The 16814-nt window shown below is 70.9% G+C and carries 16 protein-coding genes; 5 read left to right on the forward strand and 11 right to left on the reverse strand.

Annotation, left to right across the window (positions count from 1 at the left end; genetic code table 11):
* Positions 1–194: 194 nt before the first annotated feature.
* From M878_RS77300 to M878_RS77335, 8 genes are all read right to left on the reverse strand, one after another.
* Positions 195–1178: an N-acetylglucosamine kinase gene (locus M878_RS77300; protein WP_023550684.1), complete on the reverse strand. Its 984-nt coding sequence runs from the start codon at positions 1176–1178 to the stop codon at positions 195–197.
* On the reverse strand, positions 1169–2434 hold the full coding sequence (locus M878_RS77305) for a 6-phospho-beta-glucosidase (RefSeq protein WP_023550685.1): 1266 nt from the start codon (positions 2432–2434) through the stop codon (positions 1169–1171). The genes M878_RS77300 and M878_RS77305 overlap by 10 nt, the downstream gene beginning before the upstream one ends.
* Before the next feature lie 6 nt (positions 2435–2440).
* Complete coding sequence (locus M878_RS77310) at positions 2441–3334, reverse strand: carbohydrate ABC transporter permease (protein ID WP_023550686.1); 894 nt, start codon at positions 3332–3334, stop codon at positions 2441–2443.
* Between the two features lie 2 nt (positions 3335–3336).
* Positions 3337–4278, reverse strand: coding sequence for a carbohydrate ABC transporter permease (locus M878_RS77315; protein ID WP_023550687.1), 942 nt, complete (start codon positions 4276–4278; stop codon positions 3337–3339).
* A 12-nt stretch (positions 4279–4290) separates the two neighbouring features.
* The gene (locus M878_RS77320) at positions 4291–5634 is read right to left on the reverse strand and encodes an ABC transporter substrate-binding protein (RefSeq protein WP_023550688.1); all 1344 of its coding nucleotides are present in this window, start codon (positions 5632–5634) and stop codon (positions 4291–4293) included.
* Between the two features lie 55 nt (positions 5635–5689).
* The gene (locus M878_RS77325) at positions 5690–6901 is read right to left on the reverse strand and encodes an ROK family transcriptional regulator (RefSeq protein ID WP_031226004.1); all 1212 of its coding nucleotides are present in this window, start codon (positions 6899–6901) and stop codon (positions 5690–5692) included.
* Positions 6902–7111: 210 nt separating this feature from the next.
* A complete protein-coding gene (locus M878_RS77330; protein WP_158692786.1) occupies positions 7112–7738 on the reverse strand; it encodes a Uma2 family endonuclease in 627 nt (208 codons plus the stop codon).
* A gap of 88 nt (positions 7739–7826) precedes the next feature.
* On the reverse strand, positions 7827–8936 hold the full coding sequence (locus M878_RS77335; RefSeq protein WP_031226008.1) for a mechanosensitive ion channel family protein: 1110 nt from the start codon (positions 8934–8936) through the stop codon (positions 7827–7829).
* A gap of 326 nt (positions 8937–9262) precedes the next feature.
* Here M878_RS77335 and M878_RS77340 point away from each other — a divergent pair, with 326 nt between their 5' ends.
* The 4 genes from M878_RS77340 to M878_RS77355 all read left to right on the forward strand — a co-directional run bounded on the left by M878_RS77340 (position 9263) and on the right by M878_RS77355 (position 12890).
* Positions 9263–9799, forward strand: coding sequence for an HNH endonuclease (locus tag M878_RS77340; RefSeq protein ID WP_023550692.1), 537 nt, complete (start codon positions 9263–9265; stop codon positions 9797–9799).
* Between the two features lie 399 nt (positions 9800–10198).
* Positions 10199–10432 (forward strand): hypothetical protein, encoded by a 234-nt coding sequence (locus M878_RS77345; RefSeq protein ID WP_023550693.1) that lies wholly within the window; start codon positions 10199–10201, stop codon positions 10430–10432.
* The gene (gene malQ / locus M878_RS77350; protein ID WP_023550694.1) at positions 10433–12604 is read left to right on the forward strand and encodes a 4-alpha-glucanotransferase; all 2172 of its coding nucleotides are present in this window, start codon (positions 10433–10435) and stop codon (positions 12602–12604) included.
* Between the two features lie 4 nt (positions 12605–12608).
* Entirely contained in the window at positions 12609–12890 is a 282-nt protein-coding gene (locus tag M878_RS77355) for a hypothetical protein (protein WP_023550695.1), read from the forward strand.
* A gap of 212 nt (positions 12891–13102) precedes the next feature.
* Here M878_RS77355 and M878_RS97760 read toward each other — a convergent pair whose 3' ends face one another.
* The 3 genes from M878_RS97760 to M878_RS77365 all read right to left on the reverse strand — a co-directional run bounded on the left by M878_RS97760 (position 13103) and on the right by M878_RS77365 (position 15522).
* Positions 13103–13246, reverse strand: coding sequence for a hypothetical protein (locus M878_RS97760; RefSeq protein WP_023550696.1), 144 nt, complete (start codon positions 13244–13246; stop codon positions 13103–13105).
* Between the two features lie 24 nt (positions 13247–13270).
* On the reverse strand, positions 13271–14809 hold the full coding sequence (locus M878_RS77360) for a carboxylesterase/lipase family protein (protein ID WP_023550697.1): 1539 nt from the start codon (positions 14807–14809) through the stop codon (positions 13271–13273).
* A 134-nt stretch (positions 14810–14943) separates the two neighbouring features.
* Positions 14944–15522 carry a TetR/AcrR family transcriptional regulator gene (locus M878_RS77365; RefSeq protein WP_023550698.1) on the reverse strand — a complete coding sequence of 193 codons (579 nt, stop codon included), beginning with the start codon at positions 15520–15522 and terminating at the stop codon, positions 14944–14946.
* A 143-nt stretch (positions 15523–15665) separates the two neighbouring features.
* On the opposite strand from M878_RS77365, the gene M878_RS77370 reads away from it, so the two are divergent.
* A partial coding sequence (locus M878_RS77370; protein WP_023550699.1) for an FAD-dependent monooxygenase occupies positions 15666–16814 on the forward strand: 1149 nt, incomplete at its 3' end.

Consider the following 16814-nt stretch of genomic DNA (forward strand, 5'->3'; position numbering starts at 1 on the left):
CGGGGCCCGCCGCTGGCGGTGCTGCGCTCTTCGGCGGGTGTGTCACTCGACCTCCCCCAGGGTCATCCGTTCGCCGCCAAGTATCGCCGCACGGACTGACATCCGCACCGGCCTTCGCTGGATCTTGATCGGATCGCAGCGTCCGCCGCTCATGAATACGCTCTGTGCAGGTGTTCGGTTCCCCCCGGGGCCGGTCACCCCTCCCAGTACCCCCGCGCCCGCTCCTGCGCCTGTGCCCCCGCCCCCAGCCGGTCCAGGCCCAGCAGGGCCGCGCCCAGGACCGGGCTCGCCGTCACCACGCGGACGTCGGCCTTCGGGGCGCGGGCGGTCAGGAGGTCGCGCACGGCGTCGTTCAGCAGGGCGTGGCCCGCCGTCAGGACGCTGCCGCCGAGCAGCACCGGTGTCTCCTCGTCGAGCAGGTCCAGGCGGGTCAGCGCCACCGTGGCCATCACCGTCACCTCCTCCGCGAGCCGGGCGACGATCGCGCGGGCCACCGTGTCGCCCCCGGTGGCCGTCGCGAACAGCACAGGCGTCAGCTCATGACGGCGGTCGTGGCCGACCTGCTCCAGGTGCAGTGCCTCGATGAGCGCGTACATCGTCGGCAGGCCGAAGTGGCCGGGGAGCGTGCGGGCGAGGGCCGTCGGCTCGCCCCGGCCGTCCTCCGCGCGGGCCGCGAACCACAGCGCCTCCTCGGCGAGGCCCCAACCGCCGCCCCAGTCACCGGAGATACGGCCGATCGCCGGAAAGCGCGCGGTACGGCCGTCGGGGCGCATGCCGACGCAGTTGATGCCCGCGCCGCACACCACGGCCACCCCGCGCGGCTCGGCGACGCCCGCCCGCAGGACCGCGAAGGTGTCGTTGCGGACCTCCACCGACGCGCCCCAGCCGCGCGCCTCGAGTGCCGTGGCCAACTGCTCCTCCTCGACCGGGAGATCGGCGTTGGCCAGGCAGGCCGAGACATGGGAGACGGTGGCGACGCCGGCGTCCGCGAAGGCGCGCGCGACCGGTTCGGCCAGCGCGTCCAGCGCCGCCGTCACCCCCACCGCGGGCGGGCGGAAGCCGCCGCCGCGGGCCGTGGCCAGCACCTCCCCGGCGGCGCTGACCAAGGCCACGTCGGTTTTGCTGTTTCCCGCGTCGATGGCAAGAACACTCCCGGATTCAGGTGCGGTCAGGCCCACGCGAGGTGCTCCCGGTTGTGTGCGATCAACTGGTCGGTGAGGGCGTCGGCGTACGCGTACTGGCCGATCAGCGGGTGGGCGAGCAGCGCGCGGAAGACGCGGTCCCGGCCGCCGCGCAGCGCCGCCTCCAGGGCCAGATCCTCGTACGCCGTCACGTTCGCGATCAGACCGGAGAACAGCGGGTCCGGCTCCGGTACCGGCAGCGGCGCCGGGCCGTTCGTGCCGACCGCCGCCTGGACCTCGATCACCGCGTCGTCCGGCAGGAAGGGCAGCGTGCCGCCGTTGTACGTGTTCACCACCTGGTACGGGCTTCCCCCTCCGCCCAGCAGCGCAGCCGCCAGGTCCACGGCCGCCTCCGAGTAGTAGGCGCCGCCCCGCCGGGCGAGCAGCGCCGGCTTCTCGGCCAGGGCCGGATCGCCGTACATCGCCAGCAACTCCCGCTCCATGGCGGCGACTTCGGCTGCCCGGGACGGCTTGCCGCGCAGCTCGCGTACGACCTCGTCGTGGGCGTAGTAGTAGCGCAGGTAGTAGGAGGGGACCACGCCGAGGCGGTCCAGGAGGGGGCGGGGCAGACGGAGGTCGGCGGCGATCGCGTCGCCGTGTTCGGCCAGCAGCTTGGGCAGGACGTTCTCGCCCTCCGGGCCGCCGAGGCGCACATCTGTTTCCCAGGTGAGATGGTTCAGGCCCACATGGGTCAGATGCACATCCGCCGGGGCCACGCCCAGCATGCCCGCGAACTTCCGCTGGAAGCCGATCGCCACGTTGCACAGCCCGACCGTCCGGTGCCCGGCCTGGAGCAGGGCGCGGGTGACGATGCCGACCGGGTTGGTGAAGTCGATGATCCACGCGCGCGGGTTGGCCCGGCGGACCCGTTCGGCGATGTCGAGAACGACCGGCACCGTGCGCAGCGCCTTGGCCAGGCCGCCCGCGCCGGTGGTCTCCTGGCCGACGCAGCCGCACTCCAGCGGCCAGGTCTCGTCCTGCTGCCGGGCCGCCTGGCCGCCGACGCGCAGCTGGAGCAGGACCGCGGCGGCGCCGTCGACGCCCGCGTCCAGGTCGGCGGTGGTGACGATGCGGCCCGGATGGCCCTGCTTGGCGAAGATCCGCCGGGCCAGGCCGCCCACCAGCTCCAGGCGCTCGGCGGCCGGGTCCACGAGGGCGAGTTCCTCGATGGGCAGGGTGTCCCTGAGGCGGGCGAATCCGTCGATGAGTTCGGGGGTGTAGGTCGAGCCTCCGCCGACCACGGTGAGTTTCATACGGGGTTAACCCTTCACTCCGGTGAGCGTGACGCCTTCCACGAACGCCTTCTGGGCGAAGAAGAACACGACGATCACGGGCGCCATGACCAGCACGGTCGCGGCCATCGTGAGATTCCAGTCGGTGTGGTGGGCGCCCTTGAAGGACTCCAGGCCATAGGACAGGGTCCAGGCGCCGGGGTTCTCGGACGCGTAGATCTGCGGGCCGAAGTAGTCGTTCCAGGCGTAGAAGAACTGGAAGAGGGCTACGGCGGCGATCCCGGGCCGGGCCATCGGCAGGATCACTTTCAGCAGCGTCCTGAGGTCCCCGCAGCCGTCGACCCGCGCCGCGTCCAGGTACTCGTTCGGGATCGTCATCAGGAACTGGCGCAGCAGGAAGATGGAGAACGCGTCCCCGAACGCCATCGGGATGATCAGCGGCCACAGTGTGCCGGACAGATCCAGCTGCTTCGCCCAGAACAGGTACATCGGGATGATGATCACCTGCGGCGGCAGCATCATCATCGAGATCACCAGCATGAGCGACAGATTGCGGCCCCGGAAGCGGAACTTGGCCAGCGCGTACGCCACGGGAATCGAGGAGACGACGGTGAGCACGGTGCCCAGGCCGGCGTAGAGCAGCGTGTTCTTCCACCAGGTCAGAAAGCCCGGCGTGTCGAAGACCTTCTTGTAGTTGCCCCACTGCCAGGTGTGCGGGATCAGATCGCGGCTGAGCGCCTGGGTGTCGCTCATCAGCGAGGTCAGGAACGCGAACACGAAGGGGAGGACGAAGAAGAGTGCGGCGGCGACCCCGAGGGAGTGGATGGCGATCCATTCGAACAAGGCCCTGCGCCGGGCGGTGCGCTCCGCCCCCGACACCTGGGGCGCCAGCTTGACCGGTTGGTCCAGTACTTGGGTCATGGTCAGTCACCTGCCTGGATGAGACCGCCCCGGCGCCGCATCAGGAACCCGGTGAACACCATCGACAGGGCGAACAGCACCAGGGCCACGACACAGGCCGAGCCGTAGTCGAAGCGCTGGAAGCCGAGGTTGTAGACGAGCTGGGGGAGCGTGAGCGTGGACTTGTCGGGGTAGCCGGGCTCGAACTGGGTGCCCGCGCCCTGGATCACGCCCGAGGCGACCTTCCCCGCGATCAGTGGCTGCGTGTAGTACTGCATCGTCTGGATGACACCGGTGACGACGGCGAACATCACGATCGGTGAGATGTTCGGCAGCGTGACGTACCGGAAGCGCTGCCACGCCGAGGCGCCGTCCAGCTCGGCCGCTTCGTACTGCTCCGTCGGTACGTCGAGCAGCGCGGCCATGAAGATGACCATCAGGTCGCCGATGCCCCACAGCGCGAGCAGGGTGAGCGCGGGCTTGGACCAGGCCGGGTCGTTGAACCAGCCCGGTGCCGGGATGCCGGCCTTTTCGAGGATCGAATTGACCGGCCCCGTACCGGGGTTGAGGAGAAAGGCGAAGGCCATGGTCGCAGCGACCGGCGGGGCGAGATACGGAAGATAGAACAGGGTGCGGAACACACCCGTGCCCGTCTTGATCTTGGTGATGAGAAGTCCGATACCGAGCCCGAAGACGACCCGCAGGGTCACCATCACCACGACAAGCCACAGCGTGTTGCGCAGGGCCGGCCAGAACAGCGGATAGTGCTCGAAGACGTAAGTCCAGTTCTTGCTGCCGCTCCATGTCGGCGGTTTGAAGCCGTCGTAGCGCATGAAGGAGAAATAGACCGTCGAGATCAGTGGATACGCGAAGAAGACCGCGAAACCGATCAGCCAGGGCGACATGAAGGCGAGGGTTCGAAGCGCCGACCTGCGGCGCTTGGACGCCAGAGTGACCGTGCTCATGGGCTGATTCGCCTACTTCGCCTGGGCGATGTCCGTGTCGATCTGGGCGGCCGCGTTCTTCAGGCCGGACTTCAGATCGGTGACCTTGCCGCTTTCGTAGTCATAGCCGAGCTGCTGGATCGTCACCAGGTACTGACCGCCGTTGACCGAGGCGGGAGAGGTGGTGGAGTCCGGGTCGGCGGCGATGTCGAGGAACGTCTTGAACCGGGGGTCGTACTTCAGTTTCGGCGATTTCAGCGCGGCCAGTGTCGAGGGCACGTTGTGGATGTCGTTGGCGAAGCCGACCACGGCGTCGGTGTCCGTGGTGACGTACTTGACGAACTCCCAGGCCGCGTTCTGCTTGTGGCTGCTCGCGGCGATGCCCGCGACGGTGCCAGTGATGTACCCCTTGCCGTACTGTGCGGTCTGGTCGTCGGGCACGGGCAGTGGGGCGACGCCGATCTCGAAATCCGGCTTGGCCTGCTCGGCCATCCCGAGCCGCCACTCGCCGTCGAGCTGCATGGCGACCTGGCCGGTGTGGAAGGGGTGCTTGGGACCCCATTCGTCACCGAGGGTCGCCCGGAACTTCTCCAGCTTCTGGAATCCGCCGAGTTCGACCACGAGCCGCTTCTGAAGGCTGAACCCCTTCTCGAACGCCGGGTCCTTGGCCAGGTTCGACTTGCCGTCCTTGCCGAAGTACGCCGGCGCGAACTGCGCGAAGTAGTGCTCGGTGGTGGTCTCCCAGCCGTGGTAGTCCGGCATGAACCCGAGCTGTTTGTACGAGTCCCCGTCGGGAACGGTGAGCTTCTTGGCGTCGGCCTCGAACTCGGACCAGGTCTTCGGCGGATTCGCGATGCCGGCCTTCTCGAACGCGGTCTTGTTGTAGTAGAGCCCGTAGGCGTCACCGAGCAGCGGCACCGTGCAGCGGTCGCCGTTGAACTGGGTGTACTCGTTCATGGTCTTCGGGAACGTGGCCTGCGGGTCGATGCCCGACTTCTTGAAGAAGGGGTTGAGGTCGACCAGTGCGCCGGAGGAGCAGAACTTGCCCACGTTGTTCGTGGTGAACGAGGAAATCACATCGGGTGCCTTGTCACCCCCCGACCGCAGCGCCTGATTGATCTTGTCGTCGGTCATGTTGCCGACGATGTTCACGTGGATGTTGGGGTGCGCCTTCTCGAAGCCGGCGACCAGTGACTTGACGGCCTGCACCTCGTTCGGCGCGCTCCAGGCGTGCCAGAAGTTGATCGTCGTGTCCTTGGAGGCGTCGTCCGTGGCACCGGAGCCGGACTGTCCGGTACAGGCGGTGGCGAGCAGGGCGAGGGAGGCGGTGAGGACAAAAGCCGCTTTTCGGGCAGCTGAGGGTATGACTTCGGGCATGGCGAGGTCTCCCAGGGGGCGGGGTCGGTGAAATCGGTGACGGAGGGGGCCCGCTCTAGCGCGAGGTGTCGAAGACCTCGTCGCGGGTGGTCACGAGCGCGGACTCCAACGCGCCGCGCAGGACGGGGTGTTCATGGACGTCCCCGACGAGCAGCCGGGGGCGGGCCGCGGCCAGCTCCTCCAGCTCGGCCTGGACGAGGCCGCGCAGCACCTCGCCGCCGGCCGTCAGCGCGGAGCCGCTGAGGACGACGAGTTCGGGGTCGAGGACGGAGACGAGCGAGGCGAGACCGGTGGCCAGCCGGGTCGCATAGGTCCGCAGCAGCTCCCGGTAGGGACCGGAGGCGTGATCGGCGCCCCGGGCCACGAGTTCGGCGGCGACCTCGGTGTACGGCCCCGAGGGGAGGTCGGGGATGCCGAGTTCACGGGCCAGCTTCGGTACGGCCTGGGAGCCGGCCAGCTCCTGGTAGCCACCGCTGTTGGCCTTGGTCACCTGGCGCACCAGGGGCGTGCCCGGCACCGGCAGGAAGCCGACCTCGCCGGCGCCGCCGGTCCAGCCCCGGTGCAGCCGGCCGCCGAGGACGAGGGCGGCGCCGAGCCCCTCCTGGCTCCACAGCAGGACGAAGTCCCCGTGACCCTTGGCCGCCCCGAGCCGCTGTTCGGCGAGGGCGACGAGGTTGACGTCGTTCTCGTACTCCACCGGCATCGGCAGCGCGGCGGCGAGTTCGTCCAGCAGGGTGGGGGAGTGCCAGCCCGGCAGGTGGGAGGCGTAGCGCAGCCGGCCGGTGTTGGGGTCGAAGGCGCCCGGGGTGCCGATGACGAGCCGATGCACATCGGATCGCGCGAGCCCGGCCGCCTTCACGGCCCCGTCGAGTGCGTCGCTGACCTGCCGGACGACGGGCTGCGCGGGACGCCGCCCCGGGGTGGGCAGCTCATACTCGCCCACGGTCCGGCCGGTGATGTCGGCGACGGCGGCGCGGATGCGGTGGGGGGCGACGTCGAGCCCGGCGGCGTACGCGGCGGTGGGGTTGACCGCGTACAGCTGGGCGCTGGGGCCCGGCCGGCCCTCGCTGGTGCCGGTGACCCGGACCAGGCCGGCCGCCTCCAGGCGGGCCAGCAGCTGGGAGGCGGTGGGCTTGGACAGGCCGGTGAGCTTGCCGATCCGGGTGCGCGACAGCGGCCCGTGCTCCAGCAGGAGGTCCAGGGCGGCGCGGTCGTTCATGGCGCGCAGCACACGCGGGGTGCCCGGCGTACCGGCGGTTCCTGCCATGGCGTCGACACCTGCCTTTCCAGCCGCCCAGCTTCCCAGTGACCTGGCCGGACGTCCAGTCTTGATCACCGGTCGCCGGTCGCGTAGATCACTGTTAGGAAGGTTTCCTATTCGGGTGGGAGGAACGTAAGCCCAGGACGAAGGGGGCGTCAATAGACGGCGGGCCCTAGGAGACGGAGTCGTTATCTCGGGGGCGGGCCGCGCGGCCGGTCAGTCGGTGACGAACGGGGCCGTGTCGAGGGTGGGGTACGGCGCCGGGAGGGCGAGGGGGGCGCCGAGGGCGACTTCGGTGTCGTTGGCGTAGTACGCCTCGGTGGGGTCGTCGCCGGGCAGGATCGGGTTCGTGTAGCAGTGGGCCGTCTTGGAGCGGCGGTTGATCAGGACGTAGACGGGGATGCCCGCAGCGGCGTAGGTGCGGAACTTGGGGCCGGTGTCGGTCTCGTGGTTGGTGGAGGTGACCTCGCCCACCAGTCCGAGCAGGTCGCTGGGGTACCAGCCCGGATGCGTGGCGAAATGAGACTCGTCCGCGCTGGTCATCTTGCGATGGTTCACGTGGAGGTCAGGGATGAGCAGTGCTGTCGTGGTACCGGTGCCGTCGGTGAACCGGTATCCGTTGCCCGTGCCGGCGTGCGGGACCGCCGCCGAGCGGAACTGGAGGGACAGGCTCATGACTGCCTCACTGTGCCTGTGATCGGGCGGTGACTGCGGTACGTGGGCCCGGCCCTCGATGAACTCGGGCCGTACGGGCATGGGCGAGATCGCCTCGTACGCCGCGAGGAGCCGGACGGGCTCCATGCGTGCCATGAGGTCCGGCTCGACAGGACGGTCGGTGTTCACGGGCAGAACGATGTGGCACTCCGTGCTCACTTGGTGCCGGAATGCCCCACCTGTTCACTCGAACGAGTGTGCTGAACCGTTCCGCTCGCTACTTGACCGGAGGCTCCGGCTGCTGCGGAGCGATCGGCGTCGTCGCCTTCGCCTGCGCGGAGTCCGCGTTGGAGAAGACCGAGGGTGCCGCGACCGTGGCCGCCGGGTCGGGGGTGTCCGTCGCGTCCTCCGCCGCCGTCGTGCCGCCCACGATGCGGATGTGCGCCGCGTCGAACGCCCGCTTGATGCGCCAGCGCAGCTCCCGCTCGACCGTCAGCGCCTTGCCCGGCATCGTCTTGGCCGAGACCCGTACCACCATGGAGTCGATCAGGACCGAGTCCAGGCCGAGCACCTCGACCGGGCCCCACAGCAGCTCGTTCCAGGGCTCTTCCTTGCTCATGTGCCCGGCGACCACGTCCAGCGTCTCCTTGACCTTGTCCAGGTCCTCGGCGGCGCGGACCGTGACGTCGACACCCGCCGTCGCCCAGCCTTGCGAGAGGTTGCCGATCCGCTTGATCTCGCCGTTGCGGACGTACCAGATCTCGCCGTCCGAGCCGCGCAGCTTGGTCACGCGCAGCCCGACCTCGATCACCTCACCGGTGGCCACCCCCGCGTCGATCACGTCACCGACGCCGTACTGGTCCTCCAGGATCATGAACACACCGGAGAGGAAGTCCGTGACCAGGTTCCGGGCGCCGAAACCGATCGCCACACCCGCGACACCGGCGGACGCCAGCAGCGGCGCCAGGTTGATCTTGAAGGTGGACAGCACCATCAGCGCAGCCGTACCGAGGATCAGGAAGCTCGCCACCGAGCGCAGCACCGAGCCGATCGCCTGCGAGCGCTGCCGCCGCCGCTCGGCGTTGACCAGCAGCCCGCCCAGCGCCGTGCCGTTCACGGCCTCCGCGGTGCGGCCCATCCGGTCTATCAGCTTGGTGATCGCCCGCCGCACCACCGCGCGCAGCGCCACCGCGATCACGATGATCAGAAGGATCTGCAGGCCCATCGCGAGCCATGTCGACCAGTTCTGCTCGACCCAGCTCGCCGCGTTCGTGGCGCTCTGCTGGGCGTCCTGGAACGACGGCACGGCTGGTGTCGTCCCCGACGGGGTAGGAGAGGGGGTCGGCGACGCACCGGCGGCCAGTAGGACGGCGGGCAAGGACGACACGGCAGGTACCTCCCAGGTGCTGCAACGTCCGTACCGGCGGGGCGGTCAAGGTCTTCAAGGCCACGAGAAGGTCACCGGGCGGACATGACCACCACACTAACGGGGCATTGTGTGTGTCCCGCGCGGATCCGCCAAGGAGGGGCGCAGGAGAGACGGGGCTCACCCTGGCTTGAACAGGCCGCGATCCGGGGGATGAATCGGATGTGGTCGAAAACACTCCCAGCCCGTTACCGGGACATGGTGGCGCTTCCACCAGGCATGAGGGGAGACTGACTGCAGATCGTCCCGGCGCGAGCCACGCGCCGCCGACGCCCAAGGAGGCACCCGTGCCGCATGTCCTGGTTCTCAACGCGTCGTACGAGCCGCTCGGCGTCGTACCGCTCCGCCGCGCGCTCATCCTCGTCCTGGAGAACAAGGCTGTCTCCCTCGAGGAATCCGGCGCCTTTATGCACAGCGCAACCGTCACAGTCCCCGCACCCAGCGTGGTCCGGCTCAAGCGATTCGTCCGGGTTCCCTATCGGGGGCCCGTTCCTCTCACCCGCCGCGCGCTCTTCGCCCGCGACGGGGGCCGGTGCATGTACTGCGGTGGCGTCGCAACCAGCGTCGACCACGTCATCCCGCGCAGCCGCGGGGGCAAGCACGTCTGGGACAACGTGGTGGCCTCCTGCCGCCGCTGCAACCACGTGAAGGCCGACCGTCACCTCGTCGAGCTGGGGTGGCGGCTGCGGCACAAACCGGCTCCACCCACGGGGCTGGCCTGGCGCATCATCGGCACCGGGCATAGGGATCCGCGCTGGCTGCCCTACTTGCAGCCGTACGGCGCGGATGACGCTCTGGCTCGGATCGACGGCATCTCCGCCTAGATCCGGGCCCGTGTTGTTTTGCGCCTGATGGGGGCGTGGTGGTTGTGGTGCGGCGGCGGCCGCGGTCGGTCGTGGCCGCTCGCTCCCGCGCGGCGGAGCCGCATGTCGGCACAGCCCCGCGCCCCTTTGGGCTCGCCTGGATTCGCCTGGGTTCGCTGCCTCTCCCGGCGTGCGCGGAGTACGGCCTGCAGAGCCGGGGCGATGGGTCAGGGGTTCTCTCTGCCGGGCACGCTCCGGAGCCGGATCAGGGCCGCCTCTTTCACCGGATCACGACCGCCTCTTTCAGGTGCTGCGGAAACGGGCGCGAGTGCGGGCGCCGTCTCGGGGTAGGCCTGCCGTAACCCGTTCAAAGCCGCATCATCCGACCGGCTCGTTCGACCGACCCGAAGGAGACCCCTCGTGGCCGCCCCCACTCGACTCTCGATCCCGGCCCAGTGGAAACCCGAGGCGGACCCGTCCGCCGCGACCGACGACGCGTCTCTGTGCGTCTTCAGCGCCGAGAGCGCCTGCGCCCAGGCCCCACTGACCAGCGAGCCGCCCCTGCCCGACGCCGAGCCCCTGACCAGCGAGCCGCCGCTCGCCGACGCCACCCCGCTGACCAGCGAGTCCGACGCCTTCGGTATGGGGTTGTAGATGACCTCGGGGTTCGAGGACGCGGGGGACTCCGCGGGCTCCGGTGACTTCGGGGACGCGGATCTCGCCCGGCTCGCCGAGCTGCACGGCGTCGCCACCTCCTACAGCCCCGCCCCGGGCCGTACGGTCGCCGTTCCCGCCTCCGCCGTGGTGGCCGCCCTGGCCGCCCTCGGCGTCGACGCGGGCGCCCCGGACGCCGTACGCACCGCGCTCGCCGCACGGGAACGCGAGCTGCGCGAGCGCCTGCTGCCCCCGACCGTCGTGCACTGGGCCGGCGACCCGCAGGGCCCCGCCGCCCTGGCCGCACTGCCGCCCGGCACCCGACTGCGCGTCGAGACCGAGGACGGGGAGGAGCGGGAAGCGGCCGAGGGGCTGCCACTCGGGGTGCACCGGGTGACCGCGGTCGCACCCGACGGACGTACCGGACACGCCCACCTCGTCGTCGCCCCCGACCGGCTGCCCGCCCCGCCCGGCCGTTCCTACGGCCTGCTCGTCCAGCTGTACTCCCTGCTCTCGCGCCGCTCCTGGGGCATGGGCGACCTCGCTGACCTCGCCGAGCTGGCCGGCTGGGCCGCACGCACCGCCGGCGCCGGATTCGTCCAGGTCAACCCGCTGCACGCGGCCGTACCCGGCGCCCCCACCGACCCCTCCCCGTACCGCCCGTCCTCCCGCCGCTTCCCCGACCCCGTCCACCTGCGGATCGAGGCCGTCCCCGAGTTCGCGTACGTCGCGGACCGCGAGCGGCTGAGCGCCCTGCTGGAGCGGGCCGAGCGGCTGCGTGCCACCGTCCTGGACAAGGGCGCCCTCATCGACCGGGACGCGGTGTGGGAGCTGAAGCGCGAGGTCCTGGAGCTGGTGCTGGCCGTCCCCCTCGCCCCCGGCCGCCAGGCCGCCTACGACGACTTCCGCGCCGCCCACGGCGAGGCCCTCGACGACCACGCCACCTGGTACGCCCTCGCCGAGACCCACGGATCCGACTGGCACCGCTGGCCCGACGAGCTGCGCGACCCCCGCTCGGCCGCCACCGTCCGCGCCCGCACCGACCTCGCCGACCGGGTCGCGTTCCACACCCGCCTCGCCTGGCTCACCGACGCCCAGCTCCGCGCCGCCCAGCGGGTCGCGTCGGAGGCCGGCATGGCGGTCGGGATCGTGCACGACCTCGCCGTCGGCGTGCACCCCGCCGGCGCCGACGCCTGGGCCCAGCAGGAAGTGTTCGCCGCCGGCACCTCCGTCGGCGCCCCGCCCGACGCCTTCAACGCCCGCGGCCAGGACTGGGGCCTGCCGCCCTGGCGCCCCGACCGGCTCGCCGCCACCGGCCACGCCCCCTACCGCGACCTGCTGCGCGCCCTCTTCCGCTACGCCGGTGCCCTGCGCATCGACCACGTCATGGGCCTGTTCCGGCTGTGGTGGGTCCCCCAGGGCAGCCCGCCCACCGAGGGCACGTACGTCCGTTACGACGCCGAGGCCATGCTCGCCATCCTCGCCCTGGAGGCGACCCGCGCCGGGGCCGTCGTCATCGGCGAGGACCTGGGCACCGTAGAGCCCGGTGTGCGCGAGACGCTGCAGCGGCGCGGGGTGCTCGGCACCTCCGTCCTGTGGTTCGAACGCGACTGGGAGGGCGACGGGCGCCCGCTGCCGCCCGACCGCTGGCGCGCCGACTGCCTGGCCACCGCCACCACCCACGACCTGCCGCCCACCGCCGCGCGGCTCACCGGCGACCACGTCGACCTGCGCGACCGCCTCGGCCTGCTCACCCGCCCGGCGGCCGAGGAACGCGCCGAAGCCGTCGCCGACACCGCCGAGTGGCTCGCCCTGCTGGGCAGCCTCGGCCTGGTGGACCGCACCGCCGCCGGGCCGCCCGGCACGGACGAGGAGGAGGAGATCCGCGCCGTCCACCGCTTCCTGCTGCGTACCCCGGCCCGGCTGATCGGTGTCTGGCTCCCGGACGGCGTCGGCGACCGCCGCCCGCAGAACCTTCCGGGGACCTGGGACCAGTACCCCAACTGGCGGCTGCCGATCGCCGACCGCGAGGGCCGGCCGGTGCCACTGGAGGAATTGACGGACGTGCCCCGACTGAGGGCACTACTCGCCGTATTCGAACAGGTCGGGGGCGTATCCGCCGCCGCTAGGGGACCCCGGGCGCGCGAGCTTCCGGATGGTTCGCTAACTTGAGATCGTGGACAAGAAGAACGCCCTGCGCGCCGGCGCCCTGGCCGCCGGTACGACGCTGATGATGCTGCTCATGTCGTCCCCCGCGCTCGCGCTGACCCGCGACGACGGTGACGACCCCGGCCCCGGCCTGAGCGTCATCCAGACGCTGGGGCTCTACGTGTTGCTCCCGCTCGTCCTGTTCGCGGTCATCGCCGGTCTGGTGATGGTGCTGGACAAGTCCAAGATCAGGACCATCAAGCCCTCGTCCCGCACCGACGCGAAGTCCGAGACGGGCGCCAAGGCCTGACCGGGCCCCGGGTTCTTCCGCCGGGGGCGCCACCTTCCCCCTGGTACGCGCACGCAGCCGTACCCGGGTCGGGCGGCGCCCTCGGCGTTTTGTTTCTCGGCTCAGCTCGGCTTGTGCCGTGCCACTCGTCCACCCGGCCGGTGCCCCGACAGAGGCTTGTCGTCGCCGGATACGGGGCTCTGCGGAGCGCCACACATCAGCCGAACTGCCAGTCAGCCACCGGCGACCTCGCGGTGTCCCGCGCGCACGATCTCCCCGGCCTCGCTGTCCTCGTCCCCGGCCCGTACGAACGCCTTCTGCAGGTCCTCGAAGAACTCGGGCAGGCGGGAAGGCGCGACGGTGGCAACGGCTTGCACGGGCTCACGCCAGCGCGATTTCCGTTATTCGCCGGCCAGTGGGAGTGGCGGGAATGTGTGGTCCTGCCACAGCTGCCGGGAGGTCTCCTCCGGGTACGCGGTGACGGCTGGTCGCGTATCGAAGAGCTGTACGAGGCGCCGCTCGATGTCGTAGGCGGGCCAGCCGGGATCGCCGTCGGCGGCGAACGCCGTCCACGCGGTGCGGATCCGCGCGGAGAGCGCCTCTGCCTCCGGGGAAGGATGTTCGCCGATCAGCAGGGCGGGCTGCCCGCTGCTCAGGTTGCCGAATACGAGCGGTACGTCGAGGCCGTGGCAGGCGCCGAGCGCACCGCCCATGCCCGGAGCGGGCCAGGTCAGCTCATAGACGTGGGTCCGCCCGCCGGCGGCGGTGTGCGCCTGTGCGAGTCGGAGGGTCGGCATGCGGAACAGCCAGTCGGCGTTGACCAGTTCATACAGTTCTTCCGGGCTCGCGGCCGGGAAGCCCTCGCGGTACCGCCGTGCGCCGTCGGGGCCCGGGGCGAGGGTGTGCAGGGCTGTCTCGGTCTGCTCCCGCGTCACCTGACCGAGCACGCCGTCGATCAGGCTGAACAGCCGGTGCTCGTCACGGGTGTGACCGACGAGGAGCTCGATGTCCCGGCCGGCGCCATCGGCCAGCGCCTGCCAGGGGGTGGCCGACAGAACATCGCCGTCGACGACGGGCGCGAACGGGATGGGCCGGTGCGTGATCTGTCCCCAGCGGTCCTTCCACTGGCCGATCTTGACGGAGATCGCCTCAGCCACGGAGGGCAGCCGGGACGGGGCCACCGTGGACAAGTCGGCCACCGTGGGCCGCATCCCCAGTTCGGTGGCGCAGGCGGCGGCGATGTCGGCGGCCAACTCGGGAGAGAAGAACGTGCCCGGCACGCTTTGCGCGACGGCCCGGCGGAAAAGCCCCGCTGCCCGCGGCATGGCCAGCAGCGCGGCGACCGATCCGCCGCCCGCCGACTGGCCGAAGACCGTGACCCGGTCCGGGTCACCACCGAACGCCCGGATGTTGTCGTGCACCCACTGCAGAGCGGCGACCTGGTCGAGCAGGCCCCGGTTGGCAGGCGCACCTTCGATCTGCGCGAAACCCTCGATGCCGAGCCGGTAGTTGAGTGTCACCACGACGACGCCGCTTCCGGCCAGGCGACCGCCGTCGAACTCCGGGAGGCTGGAGGCGCCGATCACATAGGCTCCACCAGGGATCCATACCATCACGGGCAGACCCGCTCCGGTGGACGGCTCGGGCGTCCAGACGTTGACCGTCAACCAGCCATCACCCGTCTCCCGTGCCAGCGCGTCCATGCCGAACACGCTGGACTGCGGGGGCGGCGGGCCGTACGACAGCGCTGCCCGCACACCGTCCCAGCCGCGTACCGGCTGCGGCGCGGCGAAACGGAGCGCACCGACCGGCGACTCGGCGAACGGGATGCCGCGGAAGACCGCCAGACCCGCCTCACGGCTGCCGCGCAGGACTCCGGCCGCCGTACGGACTTCGGGTTCGGGCTTGTGCTCGGACGGCGTGGATGCGGTGACGCTCACTACTGCTTCCTCTCCGCAAGGCCGAGCGCGGCCCGGCTCTGCGGATACTTCCACCGCACACAGGACGAAGGCGAGCGGTTTATAGAGGGCCGGACCGAGACGCCACCGAGTCCGGTGAGCGCGAGCTGTGCGACTCAGGGATTCGGTGCCGTCAGGTAGCGCTGTACGGTCGGGCCGAGCCACGCCAGGAGTTCCTCGTGGGTGAGTTCGCGGGTCGGCGGCAGGCGCAGCACATAGCGGGTCAGGGCCAGCCCGAGCAGCTGCGCGGCGCACAACGCGGCCCGGGCCGGGACCTGTTCGGGGTCGGGGCAGACCTGCCGGGCCATGGGCAGCAGCTGGTCCCGGAAGATGCCCTGCATCCGCTCGGCCCCGGCCTCGTTGGTGACGCCGACCCGGAGGACGGCCGTCAGCTCCTCGTTCTCCTCCCACAGGTTGAGGAAGTGGCCCACCAGCGCCCGCCCCACCTCCTCCCGTGCCATCCGCGTCAGGTCGGGCATCCGCAGATCCAGCGCGACAGCCGCCGCGAACAGCGCCTCCTTGCTGCCGAAGTAGCGCATCACCATCGACGGGTCGATGCGCGCGTCCTTGGCGATCGCCCGGATGGTGGCTCGGTCGTAGCCGTCGGCGGCGAACCGCTCGCGGGCGGCGTCGAGGATGGCGGTACGGGTGGCGTCGGAGCGGCGTGCCTGGGTGGGCTTGGTGCTGCCAGTCATGCCAACGAGCGTAGGCCAACATCTGTGGGCCAACAAGTGTTGACGCCGGTCGGCGCCCGGTTCTACCGTTGTCAACAAGCGTTGGCCAACATGTGTTGGCCAGCAAGCGTTGACCAACGGGCGTTGGCACCCAGGAGGCCCCCATGAACGGCACCAACGGCACCAACCGCAACGGCGCCGATGGCACCAACGGCACCAAGGGAAACATCATCGTCGTAGGCTCCGGCCCCACCGGCCTTCTGCTCGCCGGTGACCTCGCCGCCGTCGGCATCCCGGTCACCGTCCTCGAAAAGCGCCCCCACAAGATCAGTAACCTCTCCCGCGCCTTCGTCCTGCACGCCCGCACCCTCGAACAACTCGACGCGCGCGGCCTCGCCGACGACCTCGAAGAGTCCGGCCAACCCCTGGACCGCCTCCGCCTCTTCGGTCGCCTCTCCGTCGACCTCTCCGCGCTCCCCTCCCGGTTCCACCACCTCCTCGTCCTCCCGCAGTACGAGGTCGAGAAGGTCCTGGAGCGGCGCGCGGCCGAGGCGGGCGCCGACTTCCGGTACGAGACCGAGGTGGCTGGGCTGACACAGGACGCGGACGGGGTGACCGTCGAGGCGCGCGGGCCCGGGGGGCGTACGGAGAGCCTGCGGGCGGCGTACGTCGTCGGTGCCGACGGCATGCGCAGTGCCGTACGGGACGCGATCGGGCTGCCCTTCCCGGGCAAGTCGGTCATCCGGTCCGTGGTCCTCGCCGACGTCAGGCTCGCCGAGAAGCCGCCGACCCTGCTCACCGTGGACGCCGTCGGCGACGCCTTTGCCTTCCTCGCGCCGTTCGGCGACGGCTACTACCGGGTGATCGGCTGGCACCGCGGCCGTAACGTCCCCGACGCCGCGCCGCTGGACCTTGCCGAGGTCAAGGAGATCACCCGCCTCGCCCTCGGCCGGGACTTCGGGATGCACGACGCCCGCTGGATGTCCCGCTTCCACAGCGACGAACGGCAGGCGCCCGCCTACCGGGTCGGGCGGGTCTTCCTGGCCGGCGACGCCGCGCACGTGCACACCCCGGCCGGCGGTCAGGGCATGAACACCGGGCTCCAGGACGCGGCCAACCTGAGCTGGAAGCTGGCGGCGGTCGCCGCCGGCCACGCCGACCGCGCGCTCCTCGACACCTACCAGGCCGAGCGGCACCCCGTGGGTCGGGCGGTGCTGCGCAGCAGCGGCGGGATCGTCCGCCTCGCCATGGCCAGGCGCCCCTGGACCCTCGCGGCGCGCGCCGCGCTCACCGCGTTCCTGAACGCCGTCGGC

Origin of the sequence: Streptomyces roseochromogenus subsp. oscitans DS 12.976 (genome assembly GCF_000497445.1) — a bacterium.
GTDB lineage: Bacteria > Actinomycetota > Actinomycetes > Streptomycetales > Streptomycetaceae > Streptomyces > Streptomyces oscitans.